Here is a 25,000-nt window from a genome sequence, read left to right on the forward strand (position 1 = left end):
GTTATTATTTTATTATTTATGTTTTTAATTAAAATCCATTTAAATAATGGAAATTATTTTTATTCTTAAATAAATATGTCACTTAAATATAATATAAGTTTTTTAGATAAATGTCCGATTGCAAATAATGAGTCTAGTGAACAGGCATTTAAACATACACTGGAGTTAGTTAAAAAACTCGAAATATTAGGTTTTTCACGTTATTGGCTTGCAGAACATCATGCTTCTGAGCAATACGCCAGTACATCACCAGAGTTATTAATAGCATGGTTATTGCCTCAAACTCATACTATTCGACTGGGGTCTGGGGGGGTAATGCTACAACATTATAGTCCTTATAAAGTTGCAGAAAACTTTAACCTTTTAGCAACTTTGGGAAAAAATCGTGTGGACTTAGGTGTTGGAAAAGCACCAGGTGGTATGCCAGTTTCTACTAAAGCATTGCAATATGCGGTGAATCCGAGTCAAAAAGGGACATTTCAAGATCAGTTGACACTTTTAAATGATTATCTTCAGGGAAAATCATCTTTAACCGTGTATCCGAAAGTAGAACATCCAGCAGAGTATTTTTTACTAGGAGGCAGTGAAGAGAGTGCATTACTTGCTGCAAAGCTAAATTGGAATTTTGTGTTTGCAGCGCATTTGAATGGTGATATTGAAAAGCTCAGAAAGTCTTTGCAGGTTTTTAAACAGAAAGCACCTCAACGTACAGCCATTATTGCATTACAAATTATTATTGCAGAGACAGAAAAGCATGCGAATGAATTGGCAAAAGACTTAGAGGTTTGGACACTTGAATTAGAAGATGGTCAACGCTTTAAAGTACTTAATAAAGCTATGGCAGATACTTTCGCACAACAAGCAAATAAGAAAATAATTTCTTTAGTAAAAGAACCTTTAACTGTTTTAAAAGGAACTGCTCAACAAGTCATATCCGCTCTTGATCAATATTATCAAAACTTTCCAGTTGATGAGTTCATTCTGGATATTCCATTGGCAGATCATAAACAAAGACAACATATTTTAGATTTGCTCATACAACATTTAACTCAGATAAAGCATGCCATTGCATCGTAATAAGGAAAATAAAATGACTATCAATACGTATAGTAGGCAGATTCATTTTGGAACAATACTACAAGGTGCAGGTGGAAATATGTCTGCATGGCGACACCCTGATGCGATTGCCAATGCCAGTATTAATTTAGATTTTGTTAAAAATATTGCCATACAAGCAGAACAAGCAAAGTTTGATTTTGTCTTTATTGCAGATGGTTTATATATCAATGAAAAATCAATTCCACATTTTTTGAATCGTTTTGAACCAATCACTTTATTATCTGCCCTTGCAAGTGTTACACAAAAAATAGGCTTGGTTGGTACGGTCTCTACATCTTATAGTGAACCCTTTAATGTTGCTCGTCAGTTTGCAAGTTTAGACCATATTAGCGGTGGAAGAGCAGGTTGGAATGTTGTCACCACACCTTTGGAAGGGACATCTAAAAATTTCAATAATAAACCGCATCCTGCCCATCAACAGCGCTATGAAATTGCAGATGAATATTTAGATGTAGTGAAAGGATTATGGGATTCTTGGGAAGATCATGCTTTTGTTCGTAATAAAGAAACGGGGAAATTCTTTGATCCAAACAAGTTACATGCCATTCAACATACAGGAAAGTATTTTCAAGTACATGGCCCATTAAACATTGAGCGTACACCTCAAGATAGACCTATTGTTTTTCAAGCTGGTGCATCAATAAGTGGTCAAGATCTTGCTGCTAAACATGCAGATGCAATTTTTACCCATCAGCATCATCGAGTAGAGGCCAAAGCCTTTTATCGTAGTGTAAAAGAAAAATTAAAGAGTTACGGGCGACAGGAAAATGATTTATTAATTTTCCAAGGCATTGGTGTGCTTATTGGTCAAGATCAAGCTGATATTGAACAGCAGTACCAACAAATGACAACGTTGGTGTCGATTGAAAATGCTTTAGATTATCTGGGACGTTTTTTTGAACATCATGATTTTTCAAGATATGAACTTGATGCCCCATTTCCAGACTTAGGTACGCTTGGGGAAAATAGTTTTAGAAGTACTACGGATGAAATTAAACGTATCGCTAAGGAAAATGGATATTCTTTGCGTCAGACAGCATTGGCATGGGCGACACCGAAGCCTCCATTTACTGGCACGCCGTTAGAAATTGCAAATCAGCTAGAAGAGTGGTTTGAGGAAAATGCAGCAGATGGATTTATTATTCAAGGTGCAACACCAAATACCTTAACGCAGTTTATTCAACAAGTTATACCGATTTTACAAAAAAAGGGGCTTTATAGAACAGAATATTTAGGCACAACATTACGTGAAAATTTACAGTTGTCTAGGCCTAATAATCAGTTTCAAACCATTCAACAAAAAGAAAAAATAGCCTAAGAGAATTTAAAATGAAATTATATAAAAACTTTTTAACACTAAGCATTCTTACAACTGGTCTGTATTTAACAGGGTGTAATCATGACAATATCCAAAATGAAAAAGTATCTTCTGACATTGCAGTCTCATCACCTGTCAGCTCTACAAATACACCCTCTACATCCGAGCAAAAAATATTACTGGAAAATACGACTCCAATCGATACCGATATAAACCAAAATGCGATTGCAAAAATTCCTAAGAATTATCACTTTGTCGAAGCAGGCTATTTTACAGTCGGTACTTATGCTGGATCACCTCCAATTGCTGTTATGGCGCCAGATAATAAAACTGTGATTGGAACAGAAGCAGATATTGCACGTTTAATTGCAGACAGTTTGGGATTAAAACTTAAACTTGTGGTGAGTTCTTGGGAAGATTGGCCACTAGGACTGAGTAGTGGTAAATACGATGCTGTTTTGGCTAATATTACTGTAACTAAAGAACGAAAAGAGAAATTTGATTTTGCGACATATCGTCAAGATGTTTTGGGTATTTATGTTTCAGATAAGAGTCAGGTTAAAAAAATTGAAAATGCTGATGATATTGCAGGACTTAAAGTTATTGTAGGGGCAGGCACAAATCAGGAAAAAGTTTTATTAACTTGGATAGAGGACAATAAGAAAAAAGGGTTAAAGCCTGCTCAAGCGCTTTACTATAACGATAATGCATCCGCAAGTTTAGCCCTTCAATCGGGGCGGGCAGATGCTATTTTGGGGCCAAATGCTATTTATGCATGGCAAGCATTAAACGGCGCTAAAATTCACTTGGCGGGATTAATTAAAGGGGGGTGGCCACGCCGTGCAGATATTGCCGTCACTGTGAAAAAAGGTAGTGGTCTTGCAGAGCCAATTCAAATTGCACTCAATGGTGTGATTCAAAATGGAAAATATTCACAGATATTAGATCGTTGGGGAGTTAAAACAGAGGCTGTATCTGATTCGGAAATTAATCCACCGGGTTTGGGCGATCAATAAAAGGAGATCAGCATATGAATACTCAATTTATTCCGACATCAATTGCCGCAGATCACGTACAACCATTGTTAGATGGGCTGTTTCAAGAATATTTTGAAATATATCATCATGTTTTATCAAAGCATGGCAAATTAGCAATATATCAAGATAAACAACATCAAGAACGATATGAGCCCGCTGTGCTTTATCAGCCTCCTCATGGTTTATTTATTACACTAAAAAATGAAGACAAGGTTATAGCTATGGGAGCATATAAGCGTTATGACCATGAAACAGCCGAGTTAAAGCGCATATGGACACATCCAGACTTTAGAAAGCAAGGTATTGCGGAAAAAGTGGTTTTGGAATTAGAAAAACAAGCAAAAATGGCAGGATATAAAAGAATCTATCTCACAACAGGTTTTAAGCAAATTCCAGCTGTCAAATTATATTTAGCTTTAGCGTATCGGCCTTTATTTGAAGTCAATAATGAGTTTAATTTTGATCATTATGGTCAAGACCCTTATGACGGAAGCTTACCATTCGAAAAACAATTAACTTATGGGGACATCGTATGAATAAATCACAATATCAAATTGTCCCTCATAAAAATCCTTGGCAATGGGTCGGGATAATCCTTTCACTCTTTGTCATAGTGACAATACTACATTCCATTTTTTTTAATGAAAAATGGGGATGGACTGTTTTTAAACATTGGTTTTTTGATCGAGCTATTTTAGATGGTTTATTCATTACATTGAAACTGACATTTTTTGCCATGATCCTTAGTTTTATTTTAGGTGGTGTGGTTGCAATGATGCGGTTATCTTCATCATGGTTTATTCGTAGTTTGGCATGGGGGTATATTTGGATTTTTCGTTCGTTACCTTTATTGGTGGTTCTCATTATTTTATATAATTTTTCATACTTGTATGAGAATATTTCGCTAAGCATACCTTTTACACACCTGTCTTATGGTGAATATAAAACTGTAAATGTACTTGATCAGTTTATGACGGCATTGGTTGGATTAACCATAGTACAAAGTGCATATACTGCAGAGGTTATTCGAGGTGGTATACAGGCTGTTGATCGTGGTCAAATTGAAGCTTCTACGGCACTAGGACTTTCATGGTGGCACCGAACCACACGTATTATTTTGCCTCAGGCGATTCGTAGCATTTTACCTGCAATGATTAATGAATGTATTAATTTATCTAAAGGAACGGCTATCGTTTATGTATTGGCAATGCCAGAGCTTTTTTACACAGTACAAATGATTTATAACCGTAACCAAGAGGTTATTCCGTTACTTATGGTTGCCGCCGTTTGGTATACCGTTATTACGAGCTTTTTTTCTATTTTACAGTATGCCCTTGAAAGAAAACTAAGACAGCCTATTACAGCTAGTGTACCGCATTTAACGATGAGTCATCTTTTATCATTTAAAAAATCTTCGCCAATTCAGTCTGCGATCCTGAGAGAAAAAGTATGAAAGACCATTATAAGCCAACTTCTCAGGGACATATAAAGGTTACACATGTTGTTAAACAGTATGGACAGCATGTGGCTTTGAATGATGTTTCCTTAGATATTCCTGCAGGATCGGTTACTGTTATTATTGGGCCTTCAGGATCAGGTAAATCAACATTACTCCGTACGTTGAATCATTTAGAAAAATTAGATGCAGGTTATATTCAGATTGATGGTGAATTTATCGGTTATCGTGAGAAAAATAATAAACTCTATGAGCTAAAGGAAAAGGAAGTTTTAAAACAACGTAAAGCAATAGGATTTGTATTTCAAAATTTCAATTTATTTCCACATTTAAGCGTATTGCAAAATATTATTGAAGCTCCAGTTGCTCATAAACTCTATAGTAAATCTAAGGCTATTCAAAAAGCAGAGGATTTACTGACATTGGTAGGACTAAAAGAAAAGATTCATGCATGGCCAACGCAATTGTCTGGAGGCCAGCAACAACGTGTTGCGATTGCTCGAGCATTGGCACTTGACCCTAAAGTCATTTTATTTGATGAGCCAACATCTGCTTTAGATCCCGAGCTTGTAGGTGAAGTGTTGAATGTCATTAAAAACTTAGCAAAATTAGGAAAAACGATGGTTGTGGTGACGCATGAAATTGCATTTGCAAAAGAAGTTGCAGATTACGTTATTTTTATGGATCGAGGACAGATTGTAGAAAAGGGAACAGCAGATTCGGTCTTACTTGCACCATCTGAAATGAGAACACAAAAGTTTTTGGCCAGTGTATTGTCTTAGAGAGTTGATTATGTCACACCATTTAGAAAGCTATCTACATCAAGTTTTTCATGAACTGCACCAATATCCAGAACTGTCGAATCATGAATTTAAAACCACTAAAAAACTGAAAGATGAACTGGAAAAACATCATATTAACGTTTTAGATTTACCTTTAAAAACAGGTATCGTGGTAGAGATTGGTCAGGGGGAGCATAGTATTGCATTACGTGGAGATATAGATGCATTGCCGATTCAAGAACAAGTCGATGTTCATTATCACTCTCAAGAAGATGGTGTTATGCATGCATGTGGCCATGATTTTCATGCAACGGCAATGTTGGGAGCGGCAATATTATTAAAAGAGAGTGAGCATAAGCTCAAAGGGCGCGTGCGTATTATTTTTCAGCCTGCCGAAGAAGTGGGTACGGGTGCACTGGAAATTATTCAAACAGGTGTTTTAGAGAATATACAAGCTATTTTTGGGATTCATAATGATCCAACTCTAGCGGCTGGAATAATCGGATGTAAAGCAGGTGCATTAACTGCGGGCGTAGATCGATTTTCAATTCATATACAGGCTAAAGGTACCCATGCTGCAAGACCACAAGATGGCAATGATCCTTTAATTGTTCTTGCACATATTATTCAGGTATTTCAAACTATTATTAGTAGAAGAATTAACTCTAGTGAAAATGCAGTGGTTTCTTTAACGCAGGTACATAGTGGAACAACATGGAATATTATTCCAGATACTGCTTTTTTAGAGGGAACTGTTCGAACTTTTAATGTGCATGTACGTGAACAGATAGCACATGAAATAAGGCAAATATTAGAAGGTATTGAAAAAACATTTGCTGTAAATATTCATTTAGACTGGCAATCAGGGCCGCCTTCTGTAATGAATGATGCAAATTGGTCGAGTTTTGCATTAGAGGTTGCACAGGATCATCAGTTCGACTGTCAGACCATTGAAAAAAGTCCAATTGGAGAAGATTTCTCTTTTTATCAAGAAAAAATGGATGGTGCTTTTATTATGATTGGCTCTGGTGGTCCTTATCCATTGCATCACCCGAAGTTTAAAATTGATACAAATATTATTTTGCCTAGCAGTATCTACTTGGCGCGACTTGCTGAACGTGCACTAATATTTATCGATGAACAGCAATCTTAAAGGGTTAAAAAAATAGAACAAAAAGGTCGGGTATCTTTTGTTGGAATTTCATGTTTTTGTGTTAATTTAAACAAAGTTATATAAATACTTAATAAAAGGCGAATATGAAGCAATTATTCACAGCAAGTTTATTGCTTATAAGCTCGACAATTGTTTTTGCAACAACACAACCTAAAGCCACTCCAAATGTGACTGCTGATGATATTACGATTGTACCTAGACCAGTAATCTATGGTTTATGGGGAATTGAACTTCCAAATAATAAAAAATGTATGGAGTTTTATAACTTTAAGACAGGTAATCGTTTGGTCATTAACAGTGCTTCAGAATGGGCAACGGGTGTATATGACTATCAGCCGTCTCCTGACAATAATGTAAAAGTTGGCGCTTTAGCTATTCAAATGAAGTTCGATAACAATCAACCAGATTGTTCAGGACAAAGAACAGAAGTGAATACAGATGTAGCACAGTACTATGTCCATTGGAAAGATCAAAATAATCTACAATTTTGTACTTCTGCCGATGGTAATCAATGTTTTGTAAATCTAAAGCGCATTTTACCTTAATGGGTTACAAACAATTTGCAGGCTTGGGCACTCCCGCAAGTCTGCTCAGTTGACGTGCAACTAAGCCTGTATTGAATTGTTGTTGTAAGATCATATTAGTGATTTCACCATCTACCGTTTTCATGAGGAATTTAATAAGCGGACGAGTTGCAGGTGCATAACCAAACTGTTGGTAAAACTGACGAACGCCGTTTAACACTTTGAAATGCCATGCTGTTAAATGGAGATCTAAACTTTCTGCCAATTGCTGGGCAACGGATTCATTCCAGTCGGTATAGTTTACTAAATGACCATCTTGGTCGAGCTCTAACTTCATATCTATCCTATTAGTTCATTCGAATACATTGCTTGGTGTGAATAACCAGTTCAGCAAAATGATCATAGTCAATAATTTCTACATTTTTAGGGCATGGCAGATGCGCAACTAAGGGCTGATCTGTTTTAATGATATATACATTTTCAAACATTGCGAGCAAGGGCGAATGAATGTGAAGTACAGCATCGCCCATTAAAATAATAGGGTCGCTTGGTTCTGCGATATCCTTTAAAGACAATAGATGGGTGGCTGTCTTTATATATTCACTTTGTATTAAATAAATACGATGCGTCATAAAATTACCAATATAAGATATGATCGAATGTTTGAAGAAAACTCACATTGAAGTCGATGTAGGTCATGTGCTGTTTTGAATGAAGAACGTAGGGATGACTGCTATCTTGTTTTTGGATATAGATTGTTTCTATATCGTAGAATTCCAAACTTTCTCTCATTGCAGAAGCAGGTTTCACAATATTTTCATTTTTATTAAATGTTAGGCCATCTTGCAATAATGAAAGTGCTGCATCTTTGAGGAGTATCGTAGTTTGACATCCAAAACTTGCCATGACCAGTGCAGCAGATAAACTTTCATTGGTTTGTAACTGCGTAATATTGGGTTGTGTTAAAACAATAAGTACACTTTTCACATCAATCCCTCTTTTTTTGAATCTATATACATTTAGAACTGAATGACACGTTCACTCGATTGTATGGCGTCTGCAAGTTCTCCAAGGCCAACCAGCTCAAATCGCTCTGCAAGGTTAGATTGTGAGAGTTGGTGGCGTATTGCATTTTCTTGGTCTGTAATACCTCTATTAAGTGCGGCACTCACGCATACAGGAAGTCGAACTTTAAGTTTTTGCCACTCTTGTGTTAGGTTACGTTGATCATCTGGCATCCAATTCAATGCATTTGCAATATGTACGGCATCTTGATAGAAAAATACACTCAATGGTAGACCTTGTTTTTCTAATGATTGCGCAAGTCCCAGAGCATGCCATGAAATTGAAGAAGTCGGTGCAGTTGTCATTAAAATGAGTGTACTCATTAATTATTCACCCGTAAGTATTCTATTGTAATTAGTATACAATGAATCTGATCAATCTTAATCATCGTCTAAATCAAGGTGGTCAGCTTTATAGCAAAAGTTAAGTCTTTAAAGGCCTGATCATTTAAAAATACTTAAATGATCAGGATGTATGGCGATATATTATTTTTGAGGTTGATATTCTAAAGATGAATGATGTAAAAATACTCTAAGATTGCTAGCTTGATCTTTTACAAATCCCCAAGTTTTATCTACATTTGTGGTTTTTCCATATTTATCTTCTAAGTGTGTTTTCCCCATAACTAGCGCCGTATTACCTAAGTTCTTTACAACATAATTTTCGATATTACATTTTTTCCAACCTTTTAAGGCGAATCCCTTGTCGTTTGGAAAGTTTGGATTATCACCTACAAAATAGGCTAGTGCACCTTCTTTCGTTGTTCTAAAAGTCTGTGGTGTTTGAGATAAAGTGGGTTTAAATAATAGATCTCCGTCTGTAATTAAGTATTGTTCATCAATCATTTGAGATGCTTGTTTTTTCGCTTCGGCCAAGCCATTTTCTTGATAGGTTTTACTTATATTTATAAGCGCATCGCACCATTTGGTTTGATGGTGATTGATATCTTCAATTGTTATATTTGATGTGAGAGATGATGGTGCTTGTGCATAAGCATAGGTCATTGATGTTAAACCCAATACACTAAAAATAAAGAAAGATTTCATAAAAATTCCATTTGAAAAAAATAAATAAAAAAAGATAAAAAATACAGCCAAAAAAGATAAATTACGCTTTATCTGATATATATATTATATATTTAAAAAATATAATATATAATTATTTAATGTAATTTTGTAAAGATAGTAATTTTTTAATGAATTCAACATTTCGATGGTTTTTATAACTAAAAGCATCATTAAAGTGACTGAAAAGCAATCAATAGCTGTGTAAAAATGAAATGAAAGAAATTATTACATCTATAAATTCAAACTGAACAAGTATAGATATTTTTATACCGTATCTAACCTTGAATATTTGCATTAAATAAATACCAAATAATCAAAGGAGTAATAAATAATGATTCTAATTACAGGTGGTCTTGGGTTTATTGGTTCACATCTTGCCTTATCTTTATTAAAACAGGGCAAAGAGATCATTATTGTTGATAATTTGGTCAATAGTAATATACATATGTTAGAGCGTCTGCAACAAATTTCAGGCCATACGATTCCTTTTTTTGATGGCGATTTGCGTAATACGCCTGCGTTGAACAAATTTATAGAACAATATGTAGTTGATTTAGTCATTCACTGCGCAGGGTTTAAGTCAGTTTCAGAATCTCATCTGAAGCCTGTGGAATATTATAATAATAATCTCAGTTCATCTATCAGTTTAATTCGTGCCATGCAACGTGCTGGTATTCGAAAAATTATTTTTCTATCGAGTGTGATGGTTTATGGTAGTTCTGGTACTGAGTTTACAGAAGAAACATCTTTAAATTATATATCGAATAATCCGTATCTTAAATCTCAGCAAATGATTGAAACGATGTTTAAAGATCTGATTACAACAGATGTTGAATGGCAGGTCATGATACTTCGCTTGTCAAATGTTGCAGGGGCTTTTCAGGAAGGTTTTTTAGGTGAGTTTATTCCACCGGTCCCTAAAACAATTTTAGGTCTATTACTGCAAGTAGCAAATCATGAACGTACTCATATCGATTTATATGAAAATAAAATAACGAGTGATGGTTCAGATGAGCGAAGTTTTATTCATATTTTAGATGTGTGTGATGCTGTAATCTCTGCGATTCATTGGCTTTATACAAATAAACCACATCATACTTTCGAAGTTTTTAATATTACACACCCTCAAATTTATAGTATTTTGGAGCTTATTGAACATGTTAAAAATACACTACAGGTAGATATTCCTATTGTGAAACATCCTTATGAAGCTAATCATTATCATGGACTCGAAAGAGTAAATGGGAGTATTCAGAGGGCTACTCAGATTTTAGATTGGACTCCTCACAGAGGGATAGGTGATATTATTCAACATCAATGGGCATTTTATACGACTTAGATTTAAATAAATGATAATTATTATTATTTACTATGGTGATTCGATTGTTTATCATAAAATAATGACATATGGATATAACTAAACGGTGAGAACATCAATGAGTGTACGTATAGAACATGACACAATGGGTGAGGTAGAAGTTCCTGAACATGCTTTATGGGGGGCTCAAACACAAAGAAGTTTACAAAACTTTAAGATTGGTCAAGAGCACTTACCTCGAATAATGATTAAAGGTATGGGACTTGTAAAGAAAGCTGCTGCTTTAACAAATGCAACGCTTGAACAGATTCCTCATGAGTTGGCTTCCCATATTGTTGTAGCTGCTGAAGAAGTTATCGACGGCCAATGGGATAATCAATTTCCACTTGTCGTATGGCAAACAGGGTCAGGTACACAAAGTAATATGAATTGTAATGAGGTAATTGCCAATATTGCAAATCAAAAACTTGGTAATGCACTTGGTTCCCAAAAGCCAGTTCATCCAAATGATCATGTAAACCGTGCGCAATCTACAAATGATTTTTTTCCTACAGCAATTCATGTTGCGGCTAGCTTACATATCAATGAACTTTTAATTCCTGCAGTAAAAGCTCTAAGAGAAACGCTTGCAAAAAAATCAGAGTACTTTAGTGATATTGTGAAAATTGGACGGACTCATTTGCAAGATGCTACGCCGTTAACACTTGGTCAAGAGTTTAGTGGTTATGTATCGCAACTTGATCATGCCTTGGTACGTATAGATCAGGCTCTACAGGGTTTATATGAACTGCCATTAGGTGGTACAGCTGTAGGTACAGGCTTAAATGCACATCCTCAATATGCGCAGAAGTCTGCAGACGTATTGGCTGAACTAACAGGCCTTCCATTTGTGACAGCTCCGAATAAATTTGAAGCGCTTGCCGGCCGAGATGCGGCAGTTTTTGCCTCTGGTGCTTTAAAAACCTTGGCAGTTAGTCTAAATAAAATTGCAAACGATATACGTTGGTTGGCAAGTGGGCCAAGGTGTGGGTTTGGGGAAATTAGAATTCCTGAAAATGAACCTGGTTCAAGTATCATGCCAGGTAAGGTTAATCCAACGCAGAGTGAAGCAATGACGATGGTTGTTGCACAGGTGTTAGGAAACGATACAACAATTAATGTTGCTGGCGCATCTGGTAATTTTGAACTGAATGTATTTATGCCCGTGATTGCATTTAACTTATTGCAGTCAATTCGTCTCTTAGGCGATGCATGTAATAGTTTTAATGAAAATTGCGCCGTGGGTATAGAGGCAAATCATGAAAAGATTGATTATTTTTTACATAACTCTCTCATGTTAGTGACTGCTTTAAACCCTGTGATTGGTTATGAGAATGCAGCAAAAGTGGCAAAGACTGCTTATAAGGAAGGTAAAACACTTAAAGAAGTTGCTGTAGCATTAAATTTGGTAACAGAAGAACAGTTCGATGAAGTTGTCAAACCTGAGAATATGGTTTCACCGAATGTGAAATAGACACTAAGATCATCAGCTATTTTGAATCGTTATGCTTATGTTTTACAATAGCAATAATTTTTAAGTGCTGATGATCATTTTATGCTTGATATTTATTTAACAGATGCAAAACAACATATTCAATTTCAAGATTATCCAGGTGATCATCCTGTCAAATTTATCTTAAATTTTAAAAAAATCTTTCCAAGTGTTATGGAGCTTCTACTTCCTGTATTACCTGAAGATAATGACTTGGAAAAAATGCAGTGGGAGTCTAAAGAGGTTGATTTTAAAATTTTCCAACTGCTTGTCAGTGGATGGGGAATTGTAGAGTTGCGTTTAACTGCACTTGCACAATTTAAAAATAGACCGTATGCCGATAAGCTCGTTAAACAAGCAAAAGCGAAAAGACAAGAATATAGTAAGAAACATCCTCAGCTAAAAACTGTTGAACTAGATTATCTCTTTTTGCAAAATTTACATGCCCTTATTGATGCTGATCTAATAGAGGTAGGTGAAAAATTCTATCTACCAACTTTACACGGTTTATGGAAAAACTATGTATCATCAAAAATATTAAATGCCACTTTATAATTACGGGTATTATCATCATAAAAAAACCGCCATTCAGGCGGTTTTTTTAATTGGCTGTATTAATCTGCATGATGTTGCTTTAAAACACGATCACATGTTTCCTTGTCTAAAGCATTGTCCCAACGTGCCACAACAATTGTTGCACAAGCATTACCAATAATGTTGGTTAATGCACGGCATTCAGACATAAAACGGTCAATTCCTAATATAAGTGCCATACCTGCAACTGGAACGTCTGGTACTACCGACAAAGTGGCAGCAAGTGTAATAAATCCTGCACCAGTAACGCCTGCAGCCCCTTTAGAGCTAATCATAGCAACGAGGAGTAGTGTTAATTGTTGACCAATGGTTAAGTCAATATTACATGCCTGAGCAATAAATAACGCCGCCATGGTCATATAAATATTTGTACCATCTAAGTTAAATGAATAACCTGTTGGAATAACTAGACCAACAATCGATTTTTCACAACCTGCTTTTTCCATTTTTTTCATTAAATTAGGTAAAGCAGCTTCAGAAGAGCTTGTGCCCAATACTAACCAAAGTTCATCTTTGATATAGCGAATCAGATTAATAATAGAGAAGCCGTTATACTTAGCGACAGCCCCTAAAATAATAAGTATGAATAATAATGATGTGATATAGAACGTTGCAATGAGCAATGCAAGGTTACCAATTGAACCTACGCCGTATTTACCAATAGTGAAAGCCATTGCACCAAATGCACCAATTGGTGCAAGCTTCATTAGCATGCCCACCAGTTTAAATACTGGTACGGTTAAGGTATTTAAAAAGTCAATAATCGGCTGTGATTGCTTACTTGTAGAAGCAAGTGCAATACCAAATAAAACTGCAACGACAAGAACTTGTAAAATATCTCCACCAACAAGCGGACTAATGAGTGTTTTTGGAATAATTCCCATTAGGAAGCCAACAATTGTAGAATCATGTGCTTTTTCTACATATTGGGCAACTTTATCGCCTTGAAGTGAAGCAGGGTCAATATTAAGGCCATGACCAGGTTGAATAATATTTGCTACGATCATACCCACAAACAAAGCGAGGGTAGAGAATGTCACAAAGTAAAGCATTGCTTTACCAGTCACACGTCCTACACTTCCCATATTATTCATGCCTGCAATACCCGTAACGACTGTGAGGAAAATTACAGGTGCAATAATCATTTTCACGATATTAATAAAAGCATCGCCTAGAGGTTTAAGGCTTTCACCAACCGCAGGATAAAAGTGACCAAGTAAAATACCTATCGTAATTGCGAAGATAACTTGGACATATAGAATTTGGTAAAATTTAGGTTTTTTACCAGAAGTATGGTGATCGTGAACGTCCATTATTGAATCATCCTTTTACTCTAAAACTTAAAATATCAATTAATTCGGATTTTACTCAAAAAACTATTACAAGTCGAAATGTTCATTATTCAAAAAAGAAATGATAGAAAGAGGAAAAACAGATTAATTAGCTGGTTTTTTTAATTTATTTTATGTAATTCATGCACTTAAATTAAAATTAATGCGTTTTTATAGCAAATAATGATGGCCATATACTTTAGTCGAATTACCTAAAATAGCCTAAGCACTTAAGCGAAAGACATAAAAAAACCCAGAATTAACTCTGGGCTCAGTTATTAAACGCGTATCATTTTACGAAGATTAGTTTTAGCTTCAATCACTGTCATAAAAGTATATGCACCAATGAACTTTCGACTGATAAACATAAACTCTTTAGGAGGGATACTAAAATAACGTGAAGCCATAGATTTACTTGCACGTTGCATTACTCTATTGTGCAAATGGCTACGCTTCCAATCGTATCTATTTTCTGTATCCATGACACCTTCAGGTAGGTCAGGATTATTTTGTATAGAGCTAAATGGCTCTGTTGCTACTAAAAAGACTTTGGCCATGTCTGGTTTAATATTTACCGGAATTTGTTCAAAGAACGAGTAACCACGCATGGCTAAGACCATCTTATCAAGATCATGATGGTATCCTGCAAGGATCAAGTCGTGTGCAACAGAAAGAAGGTTTTTATCAAACTGTCTTATAGCGCCAAAGTCGAGTAATACAATGCGATCAATTTCATCATCTGCTTTGGCTAATCGAACCAAGTAATTACCGAAATTAGGGTCAGTTTGCATTTCTCCCCAAACGAAGAGTTCATTTACCGCTACTTCTAAAGCTGCTTCACCAATTAAATTGCGCCGTTCTTGCGAAAGAGAGAGTACTTCTGGATTATTCACAGAAATACCACTTTCGTAAGTCATGCATAATACTTGGCTTGTACAATACTCATCAATGACAGTCGGAACAATATAGCGATGATCATCTTTTAGATATTCCGAAAAGCGTTTCGTTGTTGCTGCTTCTAACTGGTAATCGACTTCACGATGCATCATTTCACGTACTTCTTCAAACCATTGATCAAACTCTCTAGTCTGAGGAAGAAGATGTGTAAGTTTTAGCATCTGTTTGAATAGATTCATGTCTGAATCTATTGCATTCGCCACTCCTGGGTATTGTATTTTTAATACAATATCTAAATTATCTGATTTTCTTTTGGCACGATGTACTTGTGCAAGTGAAGCGGTGCCAATAGGGTGGGGGTCAATCTCTAAATCGGAAATCTTGTTACCTAGCTCATTTTGAACGTGAGGGTAAATAGACGACCAGTCTAATGCAATTGTTTGGTTATTTAATGTATTTAATTCTTCTGTCACTTCGCGAGGTAAGAAATGCTCGCCATATAGCGCCATCATTTGACCTATTTTTACAATAGAGCCTTTTAATTTACCAATTTCAGAAACAAGGTATCGTGCTTGTTCTCGGAGAACTTGTTTTCTCTTTTTTTCTTTTTCCTTTTCACTTGAGAAAAAGGAAGTTGCATTTGAAGTTGCCCAACGTGTCCCCGCAAGAAATGATGCTTTCGCGATAGATAATCGTCGATCAATAGAAGATGTTTTTAAGTTTTTTAATATATCTTTTTGATCAGACATAGTGAAAATCCTTTAGTTGGGTGCACTGAATTGATTTACGGATATATCAATACATATATTTTCTTATATTGTATCGGAAAATAACCGATATATCCGTATTAAAAAACCTCAGTTAAACTTCTATAACAATTCAATTTAAATAGCCTAAGTAAATTAAATTTATAATTTAGAATGGCTACCATACTTATCTATAATCAATAAAGTATCATCATTTAAACCAACAATAGAACAGGAAAAACCGTTCTTCTTAAACTTATCAACCACTAAGTCTAAAACAGAAACAGAAGTAATATCCCAAACTTGAGCATGTGTTAGATCAATAACAATATTCTTTACTTTTTTCTCATCAAAATTAAAAAACTTAAGAAATTTTTCTGAGGAGCTAAAGAATATTTGCCCTTTAATTTCATAGATGATCGTATTGTCTTGAATGAAATGATTTACGCTCATTTGATTTTCTAGTTTTTTTACCAAAAAAAGTGCGGAGAGGAGTACACCCGTTAATACACCTAAAGCAAGGTTATGTGTAAATAGCACAACAATTACTGTTGCTATCATTACGATATTGCTGCTCTTAGGATTTCTTGTAAATTGAGTAAGGGATTTCCATTCAAATGTACTTATAGAAACCATAATCATCACGGCGACTAAAGCAGCCATTGGAATGACTTTCAGCCAACTGCTAATAAAAACGACCAAAATAAGTAAAAAGATACCAGCAATAAATGTAGATAATCGACCACGTCCACCAGATTTAACATTAATCATTGACTGACCAATCATGGCACAGCCAGCCATACCTCCCATAAAACCAGTAGTTATATTAGCAATACCTTGTCCTATACATTCTTGATATTTATTACTATGTGTTTCTGTCATTTCATCAATAATTGTAGAAGTCATCATAGACTCTAATAATCCAACAAATGACATTGCAATCGCATAAGGAAATATAATAGTGAATGTTTCAAAATTTAGAGGAATATTAGGGATTAGGAAAATAGGTAGACTATTTGGAAGATGGCCCATATCCCCAACAGTTCTAATATGAAAACCGAAAAGAAGAGATATTAAAGTAATTACAACAATACACACCAAAGGTGAGGGTAGTAGTGAACCTACTTTAGGAATTCTGGGGAATAGATAAATAATCGCGAGTCCTAAAGCAACGAGCCCATACACTAAGTAAGGAACATGTGTTAGTTCAGGTAATTGTGCTGTGAATATTAATATTGCTAATGCATTAACAAAACCAATAACAACAGACTTCGATACAAACCGCATGAGTTTAGCAAGTTTAATTTTTCCAATAATAATTTGAAAAATACCTGTAAGAATCGTTGTTGCAAAAAGGTATTGTAATCCGTGTTCTTTGACCAAAGTCACCATCAACAAGGCCATTGCCCCAGTGGCAGCAGAAATCATAGCTGGTCGTCCACCAACAAATGCAATGACAACAGCCATAGAAAACGAAGCATATAAACCAACACTCGGATCTACACCTGCAATAATGGAAAAGGCAATTGCTTCTGGAATAAGTGCAAGTCCAACAACCAGACCTGCAAGTACATCTCCTCTAATATTAGAGAACCATTCTTTTTTATAATTTGCGAGCATATACAAATCCATAATCGTACCCTAGCAAAGAATTTACTTGAGTACATTTAAATTTCTGAAAATTAAGTTCTAACCGAAAGGTTATAAGAGACATTCTGATGCACCGATTCTCGATGCTGAATAAGATTTATGAATAATGATAGCATGGGTTTTACAAGACAATGTAATTTAGATTTACAGAAAAACATACATAATTTATAAATGGACGGATTGTCTTTGTTAAAAAAATGTCGTACTGTAATTGATAGTAATTATTATTTATATTCAAGGATATAGAAAAATGGCTTATACATTACCGCAATTACCGTATGCATATGATGCACTAGAACCAAACATTGATACAAAAACAATGGAAATTCATCATACAAAGCATCATCAAACCTATATTAATAATATCAATGCCGCAATTGAAGGTACCGAGTGGGAAAAGCTTAGTGTTGAAGAACTTGTTTCTAAGGTAAATGAAGTTCCTGAAGATATTAAGAATGTTGTTATTAATAACGGCGGTGGCCATGCAAACCACTCATTATTTTGGACAGTAATGAGTCCTCAAGGTGGTGGCGAGCCTAAAGCTGAATTGGCACAAGCAATTGAAACCGACCTAGGTGGTCTAGAAGCTTTTAAAGATAAATTTACCAAAGCAGCCTTAAGCCGTTTTGGTAGTGGTTGGGCATGGTTAAGTGTAACACCCGAGAAAAAACTTATTGTAGAAAGTAGTGGAAACCAAGATTCTCCATTAATGAGTGGTAATACACCGATTCTTGGTCTAGATGTTTGGGAACATGCTTACTATTTAAAATATCAAAACCGTCGTCCTGAGTATATTTCTGCTTTTTACAATGTTGTAAATTGGGATGAGGTTGCACGACGTTATAAAGATGCTATTGCATAATTGATATTTTACTTATAAAAAAGGGCAAATTATTGCCCTTTTTTTAGAAATTCTGTCTCATACTTTCGAGCCATGCATTAACGGCGGGTGAGGGTAAGATATCCTTACGCCATGCCATAACTAAATGCCACTCAATATTCGGTCGATGCAGTGGTATTGCAGAGAATCTATGATCTAATAAATCTGTATAATATTTTGGTAATAATGTAATTCCCATACGTGCAAATACCATATCTGCCAATAAGTTCCATTGACTACTTCTACAGACAATGTTCGGTACAAAATCATGTAATTTACATGCATCTAAAATGCGTTGATTTAATGAAAAGTTTTCCTGAAATAAAAGGAAAGATTGATTTTTTAATTCTTCAAGCGAAATGATTGATTTTTTTGCCCATTCAGAGTCACTTCGGACAACAACCATCAGTGGATAATTGCATATCTCCATTTTATAAAACTTCTCTTCATCAATAGGAGCAAGTAAAACACCGACATCTAATTGATGATTAATGAGTGCTTGTTCTATACCCTTAGAGCCAACCTCTAGAAATGACAATTCAATATCAGACCATTTTTGATGAAAGTCGAATAAGGTCGATGTTAATAATTGAGCGCCTAAAGGAGGAACACCCATGCGTAATGTACCTACTTTTAAATCTCGATAATTTTGGATATCTATTAATAAATCTTGCTGATTATTTAAAATTTTAATTGCATGAATATAAACTCGTTGACCAATTTCTGTAAGTTTAATGGTTCTTTTTTTTGCTAATTCTGCTTTAACAAATAAAGTTACATGAAGCTCATTTTCAAGTTGGTCAATATTTTTACTAACAGTGGGCTGTGTAATATGTAATGTTTCAGCAGTACGTGTAAAACTTTTAGTTTTCACAAGAGTCACAAAACTTTGTAATAATTTTAGCGAAACCATACACCACTCAATTATTTTATTATGCCATTTTAGAATAATTTTCTATGAGATAAATCATATTGTCTATATATAACTTACATTAAAATAAAGCTAATCGATAAATTATTAGGTAGATAGATGAATATAAAAAGTTTACTTATGACCTTTCTACAACTTTTGGGGTTACTTGGCTTTTGGTTTATTGGTGGAATAATACAAAAAAAACTCCAACTTCCAATTTCTCCAGGAATATTGGGTCTATTTCTTTTACTATTCTGTTTATTTTTTAAGATTATAAAGATTGAACATGTTGAATCAGGCGCAAATGCTGCCCTACGAGAATTGGTACTTTTCTTTTTACCCATTATTGTTGCTGTTGTTCAATATAAATCGCTTTTTATCAGTCAAGGTTGGCAACTGGCAATATGTATTGTCGTTGGAACGGCGTTAGTGATGTTAAGTACGAGCCTAACCATTCACTTTCTGTATCGCTTTAAAGAATGGAAACACAAAAATAAGAAAAAATCTGCAAATACATTGAATGCTATAAAATAAGAGAGGGTGAGTTAATGAATATATGGTCAATCATTTGTCTTGTTTGGACAGTCGTAGCATATCTATTTGCCAAACAAATTTATAAAAAACATCCTAAAGCTTGGTTATCTCCAGCAATTACTGTACCTACAGTGACTATTATATTGATGGTTATTTTTGGTATTTCATATCAAACATATGCACAAGATACACAGTGGATTGTTAATTTACTTGGGCCCGCTACTGTTGCTTTTGCAGTACCAATATATAGATACCGAGAAACCATTAAAAATCATATTGTTGTTCTAAGCGTTGCCATTATTGTTGGAATGAGTGTAGGTGTGTTTAGTGCATATCAAATGGCTAAACTTTTTGGATTTGATAGTGAGGTTACACATAGTCTCATGGCAAGATCGATCTCTACACCATTTGCAATTGTACTTGCAGAAAATATTCATGGCTCTGCAACATTAGTTTCACTCTTTACAGCACTAACAGGGCTTATTGGAATGATCTTTGGTGATTTTATACTTGCCCTTACACGTATTAAATCTAATATTGCCAATGGAGCAGCTCTTGGAAGTGGTGCTCATGGCTTTGGTACTGTACGTGCACAACAAAGAAACAATGAAGAAGGTGTAATTGCCAGTTTAACGATGGTAATCTCAGGCATTCTCATGGTTATTTTAGGGCCAACATTAATTCATTTATTTTTTAATTAAATATTCCATTTTTTACGGTAACGCCACAATGTACTTCGGCTAATATTTAACTTATCTAATGTTTGGCTTAAATCATATTCCGATTCTTGAAGCACTTGAGTAAGTCGTTCCTTCGTAATATTTACATGTTTATTTACCTGTACGGAAGATTGCTGTAGTGATTCAAAAATTAACTCCTGAGGCAAATCTTCAACCGTAATAGAAGGACGATCATATGCCATGGTGAGTGCATAAAGTAATGTATTTTTCAGCTCTCTAATATTACCTGGCCAATCATAAGTGTCAAAAATTTTAAATACTTCACGATCTATTTTAGGCTGTGTTGGATAATCCCTTGAATATTCATTAATAATTTTGTCTACTAAATATGGAATATCTATTTTTCTTTCACGTAACGGCGGTATAAAAATAGGGATGACACGCAGACGGTAAAGCAAATCATAACGAAAACGTCCATGCTTTGCTTCTTCTCTAAGCGCACGATGTGTCGCAGTAACAATACGAACATCTGTCACTATAGTTTTTTCTCCCCCTAAAGGTGTAAATTCCCCAGTTTCTAAAACACGTAAAAGCTTTGCTTGTAAACTTAAAGGCAATTCAGCAATTTCATCTAAAAATAAGGTGCCATGATTTGCGCGTTCAAATACACCTTTATGGTCACGAATAGCACCTGTAAAAGCGCCTTTTACATGCCCAAAAAGCTCACTTTCTAAGATATTGGAATGAAGAGAGGCACAATTAATGCTAATAAAAGGATGAGTTGATCGTTTACCAAACTGATGAACTAGTTGAGCGATTCTTTCTTTACCTGCTCCAGATTCTCCGCGAACCAATACAGGAAAAGAAGTTTTGGCAACTTTCTTTAAAATATTAAATACTTGTGCCATTTTAGATGATTGACTAGTTAAATATTTAAAAAGCTCGTCTTCATCATGCTTGTTATCTAAATTATCTTCAATAATACAAAAATAGCCAATATTGGATGCTTGTACATAAATTTCAGCTTCGATGTAATGCATTAAATTGATATTTTTAAAAAAATTAGATGGAAGGTCACTTATTTTGTGAGGAGAAAAAATATAAAAGTGATAGCCGTTTTTAATATAAGTATGACTATATAGGTGAGCATTGAGTACAAGATATTGATCAATAAAGTTTTTAAAATTTGACTCTGTAGAAAAATTTAGACGTTTCATGTTTCATAATTTTTGTTTCATGTTTCAATATTATCATATATTTTGACACTAAATTTTACAAATATTTTATAAGTTTTTGATAAATATATTTTTTTTGTTAAATGGTTTTGTGGCATGATATATGCAATATAATGATTAATATATGAATAATTATGATATGTGAGGTCTTATGTTTTTAAAACAGTTTTTTGAACCTGAGAGTTGTACCTATACATATCTTGTCGCTGATGAAAAAAATCATGCAGTTATTATTGACCCTGTGGAATCGGAACTCGATATTTATTTAAAAACGATTCAAGATTATGATTTGAAGCTTCTTTATATTTTTGAAACACATATACATGCTGATCATATTACAGCTGCAGCACCGCTTAGAGAAAAAACACAAGCAAAATCTGTCGTACATAGAAACTCTAATGTAACTTGTGCCGATCTATTGATTACAGATGGTTGTATTTTCCAATTGGGAAAATATAGCATTGAAGCAATATTTACACCTGGCCATACAAATGCATGTATGAGTTATTATTTAAAAGAAGAAAATATAGTTTTTACAGGAGATACTTTACTAATTAATGGGTGTGGGCGAACTGATTTTCAACATGGTAGTTCTAAGCAGCTTTACGAAAGTATTCATACCAAGATTTTTACACTTCCAGAGCAAACAATAGTTTATCCTGCACACGATTATCATGGGAAAAAGTTCTCAACCATAAAGGAAGAAAAAGAGCAAAATGTCAGGTTAGGACAGGGTAAAACCGAAGCTGAGTTTATTGATATTATGCTTAATCTCAATTTACCTTATCCTAAAAAGATAGATACTGCATTGCCAATGAACCAAGCATGTGGTCAGAAAAAATAATGACAGTTTTGTTGGCCATTGAAGGTCTATTTATAGGTACTTTATTGGGGCTTACAGGTGCAGGTGGGGGAATATTGGCAATACCAATTCTGATGTGGTCTCAAGATTGGAATGTTACTCAAGCTGCACCTGTAGCATTGGTTGCCATTACTATTTCGTCAGGCATTGCGACATTTCAAGGGCTGATTGAAAAGACTGTACGTTATAAAGCAGCAATGTGGATTGCTATTTTATCTTTGCCTTCAATATATTTAGGTATCTATTTAAGTAAAATATTACCTGTCCATATTCTGACTATATTACTTTGTATAGTTATGTTATTCATCGGATTAAGGTCAATATTTTCTCAAAACTGTAGTCATCACCATAAAGTCTTATGTCCAGTAAATGAAGAAACCGGTCGTTTTATTTGGTGTGCCAAGACAAGACTATCTCTTGGAACAATTGGTATCTTTTCTGGGTTTCTCACAGGTTTGTTAGGTGTTGGTGGTGGTTTTGTCATTACACCATCATTACAAAAAATGACGAATTTGAAGTTTTATAGCATTACAAACACTTCTTTAATGGTGATCTTTCTGATTGGTTCATCAACTGTATTTTTACGTATTACTGAGGGATACAAATATCCTCATGCTGAAACAATTGCTTTTACAATCACATGTATATTCGGCCTAATGCTAGGGCGTTTATTATGTAAATATATTCCGAGTCATATCTTAAAAATTATTTTCTCTTCTACACTCATTTTTGTTGCACTTATTTTAGGATATAAGACAATTGGCTATATATATTAATTCAGTAGGATCAAATAATATATCAAAGTGATGTACTGTAAAGCATCATACAAAATCATAAGGAATATGAAATGAAAAAATATTACAGTGTAATTTTTGGTGCAATGATTGGACTAAGTGCAATGAGTATCCATGCAAAAACATATATTCTAACAGATACTGAAAACGGCGTTGAAGTTGGTAATTGGAAGACTACTGGTCAAAACTATACTATAGAACAAAAAGTATTGCATGGAGGAAAACAAGAGGGAAGTAAAGTCATTACCATTACTAGTACTACAGGTTTAACGATCGCTTTATCGCCAACCCGAGGTATGGGATTACTACATGCTGAAGGAAAAGGGGTTCGACTTGGATGGAACTCTCCAGTCAAAGAGGTAGTGAACCCTGCTTATATTAATCTAGAGAGTCGAAATGGGCTTGGTTGGCTTGAAGGTTTTAATGAAATGATTGTGCGTTGTGGCTATGAATGGACGGGGCATCCAACCACTATTGATGGTCAAATATACTCATTACATGGTAAAGCGCAAAATACACCAGCGTCTTATGTAGCAGTAGAGGTTGATGATAAGCCACCTTTTGCAATACATATCAAAGGACTTATTAAAGAAAGTACCTTTAAAAAAGCTGATTTACAAACAATGACTCAGCTGACTTATGTGCCAGGTGATAGTTCTTTTAAGCTACATGATGTATTAACGAATCATGCAGATTATGCTCATGATTATCAAATTATTTATCACAGCAACTTCTCACAGCCTATACTTGAAGAAGGTGCAAAATTTATAGCGCCTGTCAGCGAAGTTAGTCCTTTTAATGACTATGCAAAAAAAGGATTAAAAGATTGGCAAAGCTATCTAGGACCAACTAAAGATTTTGATGAAATGGTATTTAATCTGAAGCCATTGGCTGATCAAAATGGTAACACCATTGCAGCATTGTTAAATAAAGATAGTAGTAAAGGTATTGCTATTGAGTTTAATACACAACAACTTCCTGTACTCACATTGTGGAAAAATACAGATACTTTAAAGCAAGGTTATGTGACAGGAATTGAGCCTGGGACAAGCTATGCATATCCTGTAAATATAGAACGAGAACAAAAAAGAGTTAAACAACTTGCGCCAGGCCAAAGCGTAAATTTTGATTTAACATATTCATTATTAAGCGATCGCTCACAGATTGAGAAAGTTGAGAAAAAAGTGAGTCAGATTCAAGGTAATCAATTAATAAAACAAGTTGAAACACCAATAGCTAAAGAATAATTTAGTCTAGACAGCACATCAGTTATGTGTTGTCTTACATACCATATAGTTCGTATAATCCAATATTATGTTACTTGCTTCGTCGTTGACAATGTTCATGCGTTAGTCAGGGTTATTGTCAATGATGTTAAACTTGCAAGTAACACCAGTGCATTTAACATGAATATCTATTATGCGAACTTATTACATACCAAGACAAGAAATTAACCTTGCTTACTTAGAATGTCGGGTTAATACATATATTAA

General features: G+C 34.7%; 27 protein-coding genes. 17 read left to right on the forward strand and 10 right to left on the reverse strand.

Going from position 1 to position 25,000, the window contains the following annotated elements:
- The first annotated feature begins 75 nt into the window (after positions 1 to 75).
- From I2F23_RS10720 to I2F23_RS10755, 8 genes are all read left to right on the forward strand, one after another.
- Complete coding sequence (locus I2F23_RS10720) at positions 76 to 1,077, forward strand: MsnO8 family LLM class oxidoreductase (protein ID WP_195772591.1); 1,002 nt, start codon at positions 76 to 78, stop codon at positions 1,075 to 1,077.
- 13 nt (positions 1,078 to 1,090) lie between these two features.
- Entirely contained in the window at positions 1,091 to 2,437 is a 1,347-nt protein-coding gene (locus tag I2F23_RS10725; RefSeq protein WP_195772592.1) for an LLM class flavin-dependent oxidoreductase, read from the forward strand.
- Positions 2,438 to 2,448: 11 nt separating this feature from the next.
- A complete protein-coding gene (locus I2F23_RS10730) occupies positions 2,449 to 3,453 on the forward strand; it encodes an ABC transporter substrate-binding protein (protein ID WP_195772593.1) in 1,005 nt (334 codons plus the stop codon).
- A 14-nt stretch (positions 3,454 to 3,467) separates the two neighbouring features.
- The gene (locus I2F23_RS10735; protein WP_195772594.1) at positions 3,468 to 4,010 is read left to right on the forward strand and encodes a GNAT family N-acetyltransferase; all 543 of its coding nucleotides are present in this window, start codon (positions 3,468 to 3,470) and stop codon (positions 4,008 to 4,010) included.
- Positions 4,007 to 4,927, forward strand: coding sequence for an amino acid ABC transporter permease (locus I2F23_RS10740; RefSeq protein WP_195772595.1), 921 nt, complete (start codon positions 4,007 to 4,009; stop codon positions 4,925 to 4,927). Before I2F23_RS10735 ends, I2F23_RS10740 begins: the two co-directional genes overlap by 4 nt.
- Positions 4,924 to 5,712 (forward strand): amino acid ABC transporter ATP-binding protein, encoded by a 789-nt coding sequence (locus I2F23_RS10745; RefSeq protein ID WP_195772596.1) that lies wholly within the window; start codon positions 4,924 to 4,926, stop codon positions 5,710 to 5,712. The genes I2F23_RS10740 and I2F23_RS10745 overlap by 4 nt, the downstream gene beginning before the upstream one ends.
- A gap of 10 nt (positions 5,713 to 5,722) precedes the next feature.
- On the forward strand, positions 5,723 to 6,865 hold the full coding sequence (locus I2F23_RS10750) for an amidohydrolase (RefSeq protein ID WP_195772597.1): 1,143 nt from the start codon (positions 5,723 to 5,725) through the stop codon (positions 6,863 to 6,865).
- Positions 6,866 to 6,969: 104 nt separating this feature from the next.
- Entirely contained in the window at positions 6,970 to 7,431 is a 462-nt protein-coding gene (locus I2F23_RS10755) for a hypothetical protein (protein ID WP_195772598.1), read from the forward strand.
- A gap of 4 nt (positions 7,432 to 7,435) precedes the next feature.
- On the opposite strand, the gene I2F23_RS10760 is transcribed toward I2F23_RS10755, so the two are convergent.
- The 5 genes from I2F23_RS10760 to I2F23_RS10780 all read right to left on the reverse strand — a co-directional run bounded on the left by I2F23_RS10760 (position 7,436) and on the right by I2F23_RS10780 (position 9,521).
- Positions 7,436 to 7,747 carry a TusE/DsrC/DsvC family sulfur relay protein gene (locus I2F23_RS10760; RefSeq protein ID WP_195772599.1) on the reverse strand — a complete coding sequence of 104 codons (312 nt, stop codon included), beginning with the start codon at positions 7,745 to 7,747 and terminating at the stop codon, positions 7,436 to 7,438.
- Positions 7,748 to 7,757: 10 nt separating this feature from the next.
- A complete protein-coding gene (locus I2F23_RS10765) occupies positions 7,758 to 8,042 on the reverse strand; it encodes a DsrH/TusB family sulfur metabolism protein (protein ID WP_195772600.1) in 285 nt (94 codons plus the stop codon).
- A gap of 4 nt (positions 8,043 to 8,046) precedes the next feature.
- Entirely contained in the window at positions 8,047 to 8,397 is a 351-nt protein-coding gene (locus tag I2F23_RS10770; RefSeq protein ID WP_195772601.1) for a hypothetical protein, read from the reverse strand.
- 32 nt (positions 8,398 to 8,429) lie between these two features.
- Complete coding sequence (gene tusD / locus I2F23_RS10775) at positions 8,430 to 8,798, reverse strand: sulfurtransferase complex subunit TusD (protein WP_195772602.1); 369 nt, start codon at positions 8,796 to 8,798, stop codon at positions 8,430 to 8,432.
- Positions 8,799 to 8,960: 162 nt separating this feature from the next.
- Positions 8,961 to 9,521 (reverse strand): hypothetical protein, encoded by a 561-nt coding sequence (locus tag I2F23_RS10780; RefSeq protein WP_195772603.1) that lies wholly within the window; start codon positions 9,519 to 9,521, stop codon positions 8,961 to 8,963.
- Between the two features lie 352 nt (positions 9,522 to 9,873).
- On the opposite strand from I2F23_RS10780, the gene I2F23_RS10785 reads away from it, so the two are divergent.
- The 3 genes from I2F23_RS10785 to I2F23_RS10795 all read left to right on the forward strand — a co-directional run bounded on the left by I2F23_RS10785 (position 9,874) and on the right by I2F23_RS10795 (position 12,946).
- The gene (locus I2F23_RS10785) at positions 9,874 to 10,881 is read left to right on the forward strand and encodes an SDR family NAD(P)-dependent oxidoreductase (protein ID WP_195772604.1); all 1,008 of its coding nucleotides are present in this window, start codon (positions 9,874 to 9,876) and stop codon (positions 10,879 to 10,881) included.
- A 97-nt stretch (positions 10,882 to 10,978) separates the two neighbouring features.
- On the forward strand, positions 10,979 to 12,373 hold the full coding sequence (gene fumC / locus I2F23_RS10790) for a class II fumarate hydratase (RefSeq protein ID WP_195772605.1): 1,395 nt from the start codon (positions 10,979 to 10,981) through the stop codon (positions 12,371 to 12,373).
- 81 nt (positions 12,374 to 12,454) lie between these two features.
- Positions 12,455 to 12,946 carry a hypothetical protein gene (locus I2F23_RS10795; protein WP_195772606.1) on the forward strand — a complete coding sequence of 164 codons (492 nt, stop codon included), beginning with the start codon at positions 12,455 to 12,457 and terminating at the stop codon, positions 12,944 to 12,946.
- Positions 12,947 to 13,005: 59 nt separating this feature from the next.
- Here the strand turns inward: I2F23_RS10795 and I2F23_RS10800 are convergent, their stop codons facing one another.
- The 3 genes from I2F23_RS10800 to I2F23_RS10810 form a co-directional block, all read right to left on the reverse strand.
- Positions 13,006 to 14,298 (reverse strand): dicarboxylate/amino acid:cation symporter, encoded by a 1,293-nt coding sequence (locus tag I2F23_RS10800; protein WP_195772607.1) that lies wholly within the window; start codon positions 14,296 to 14,298, stop codon positions 13,006 to 13,008.
- A 296-nt stretch (positions 14,299 to 14,594) separates the two neighbouring features.
- A complete protein-coding gene (locus I2F23_RS10805; RefSeq protein WP_195772608.1) occupies positions 14,595 to 15,962 on the reverse strand; it encodes an ABC1 kinase family protein in 1,368 nt (455 codons plus the stop codon).
- Positions 15,963 to 16,121: 159 nt separating this feature from the next.
- Positions 16,122 to 17,579: a SulP family inorganic anion transporter gene (locus tag I2F23_RS10810; protein ID WP_195772609.1), complete on the reverse strand. Its 1,458-nt coding sequence runs from the start codon at positions 17,577 to 17,579 to the stop codon at positions 16,122 to 16,124.
- 280 nt (positions 17,580 to 17,859) lie between these two features.
- Here I2F23_RS10810 and I2F23_RS10815 point away from each other — a divergent pair, with 280 nt between their 5' ends.
- Positions 17,860 to 18,471 (forward strand): superoxide dismutase, encoded by a 612-nt coding sequence (locus I2F23_RS10815; RefSeq protein ID WP_195772610.1) that lies wholly within the window; start codon positions 17,860 to 17,862, stop codon positions 18,469 to 18,471.
- 43 nt (positions 18,472 to 18,514) lie between these two features.
- Here the strand turns inward: I2F23_RS10815 and I2F23_RS10820 are convergent, their stop codons facing one another.
- Positions 18,515 to 19,402 carry a LysR family transcriptional regulator gene (locus tag I2F23_RS10820; protein ID WP_195772611.1) on the reverse strand — a complete coding sequence of 296 codons (888 nt, stop codon included), beginning with the start codon at positions 19,400 to 19,402 and terminating at the stop codon, positions 18,515 to 18,517.
- Between the two features lie 117 nt (positions 19,403 to 19,519).
- Between I2F23_RS10820 and I2F23_RS10825 the strand changes: the two genes are divergently transcribed.
- Together I2F23_RS10825 and I2F23_RS10830 are read left to right on the forward strand one after the other, a co-directional pair.
- Complete coding sequence (locus I2F23_RS10825; RefSeq protein ID WP_211140217.1) at positions 19,520 to 19,936, forward strand: CidA/LrgA family protein; 417 nt, start codon at positions 19,520 to 19,522, stop codon at positions 19,934 to 19,936.
- A 14-nt stretch (positions 19,937 to 19,950) separates the two neighbouring features.
- Entirely contained in the window at positions 19,951 to 20,637 is a 687-nt protein-coding gene (locus tag I2F23_RS10830) for an LrgB family protein (RefSeq protein WP_195772612.1), read from the forward strand.
- Here the strand turns inward: I2F23_RS10830 and I2F23_RS10835 are convergent.
- Entirely contained in the window at positions 20,634 to 21,833 is a 1,200-nt protein-coding gene (locus tag I2F23_RS10835; protein ID WP_195772613.1) for a sigma-54 interaction domain-containing protein, read from the reverse strand. The two genes, I2F23_RS10830 and I2F23_RS10835, sit on opposite strands and share 4 nt — an antisense overlap.
- A 169-nt stretch (positions 21,834 to 22,002) precedes the next feature.
- Between I2F23_RS10835 and I2F23_RS10840 the strand changes: the two genes are divergently transcribed.
- The 3 genes from I2F23_RS10840 to I2F23_RS10850 all read left to right on the forward strand — a co-directional run bounded on the left by I2F23_RS10840 (position 22,003) and on the right by I2F23_RS10850 (position 24,754).
- Positions 22,003 to 22,695: an MBL fold metallo-hydrolase gene (locus I2F23_RS10840; RefSeq protein ID WP_195772614.1), complete on the forward strand. Its 693-nt coding sequence runs from the start codon at positions 22,003 to 22,005 to the stop codon at positions 22,693 to 22,695.
- A complete protein-coding gene (locus I2F23_RS10845; RefSeq protein WP_228285408.1) occupies positions 22,677 to 23,489 on the forward strand; it encodes a sulfite exporter TauE/SafE family protein in 813 nt (270 codons plus the stop codon). Before I2F23_RS10840 ends, I2F23_RS10845 begins: the two co-directional genes overlap by 19 nt.
- 71 nt (positions 23,490 to 23,560) lie before the next feature.
- On the forward strand, positions 23,561 to 24,754 hold the full coding sequence (locus tag I2F23_RS10850; protein ID WP_195772615.1) for an aldose 1-epimerase family protein: 1,194 nt from the start codon (positions 23,561 to 23,563) through the stop codon (positions 24,752 to 24,754).
- Positions 24,755 to 25,000: the final 246 nt, after the last annotated feature.

Source organism: Acinetobacter pollinis (genome assembly GCF_015627175.1).
Lineage (GTDB): Bacteria > Pseudomonadota > Gammaproteobacteria > Pseudomonadales > Moraxellaceae > Acinetobacter > Acinetobacter pollinis.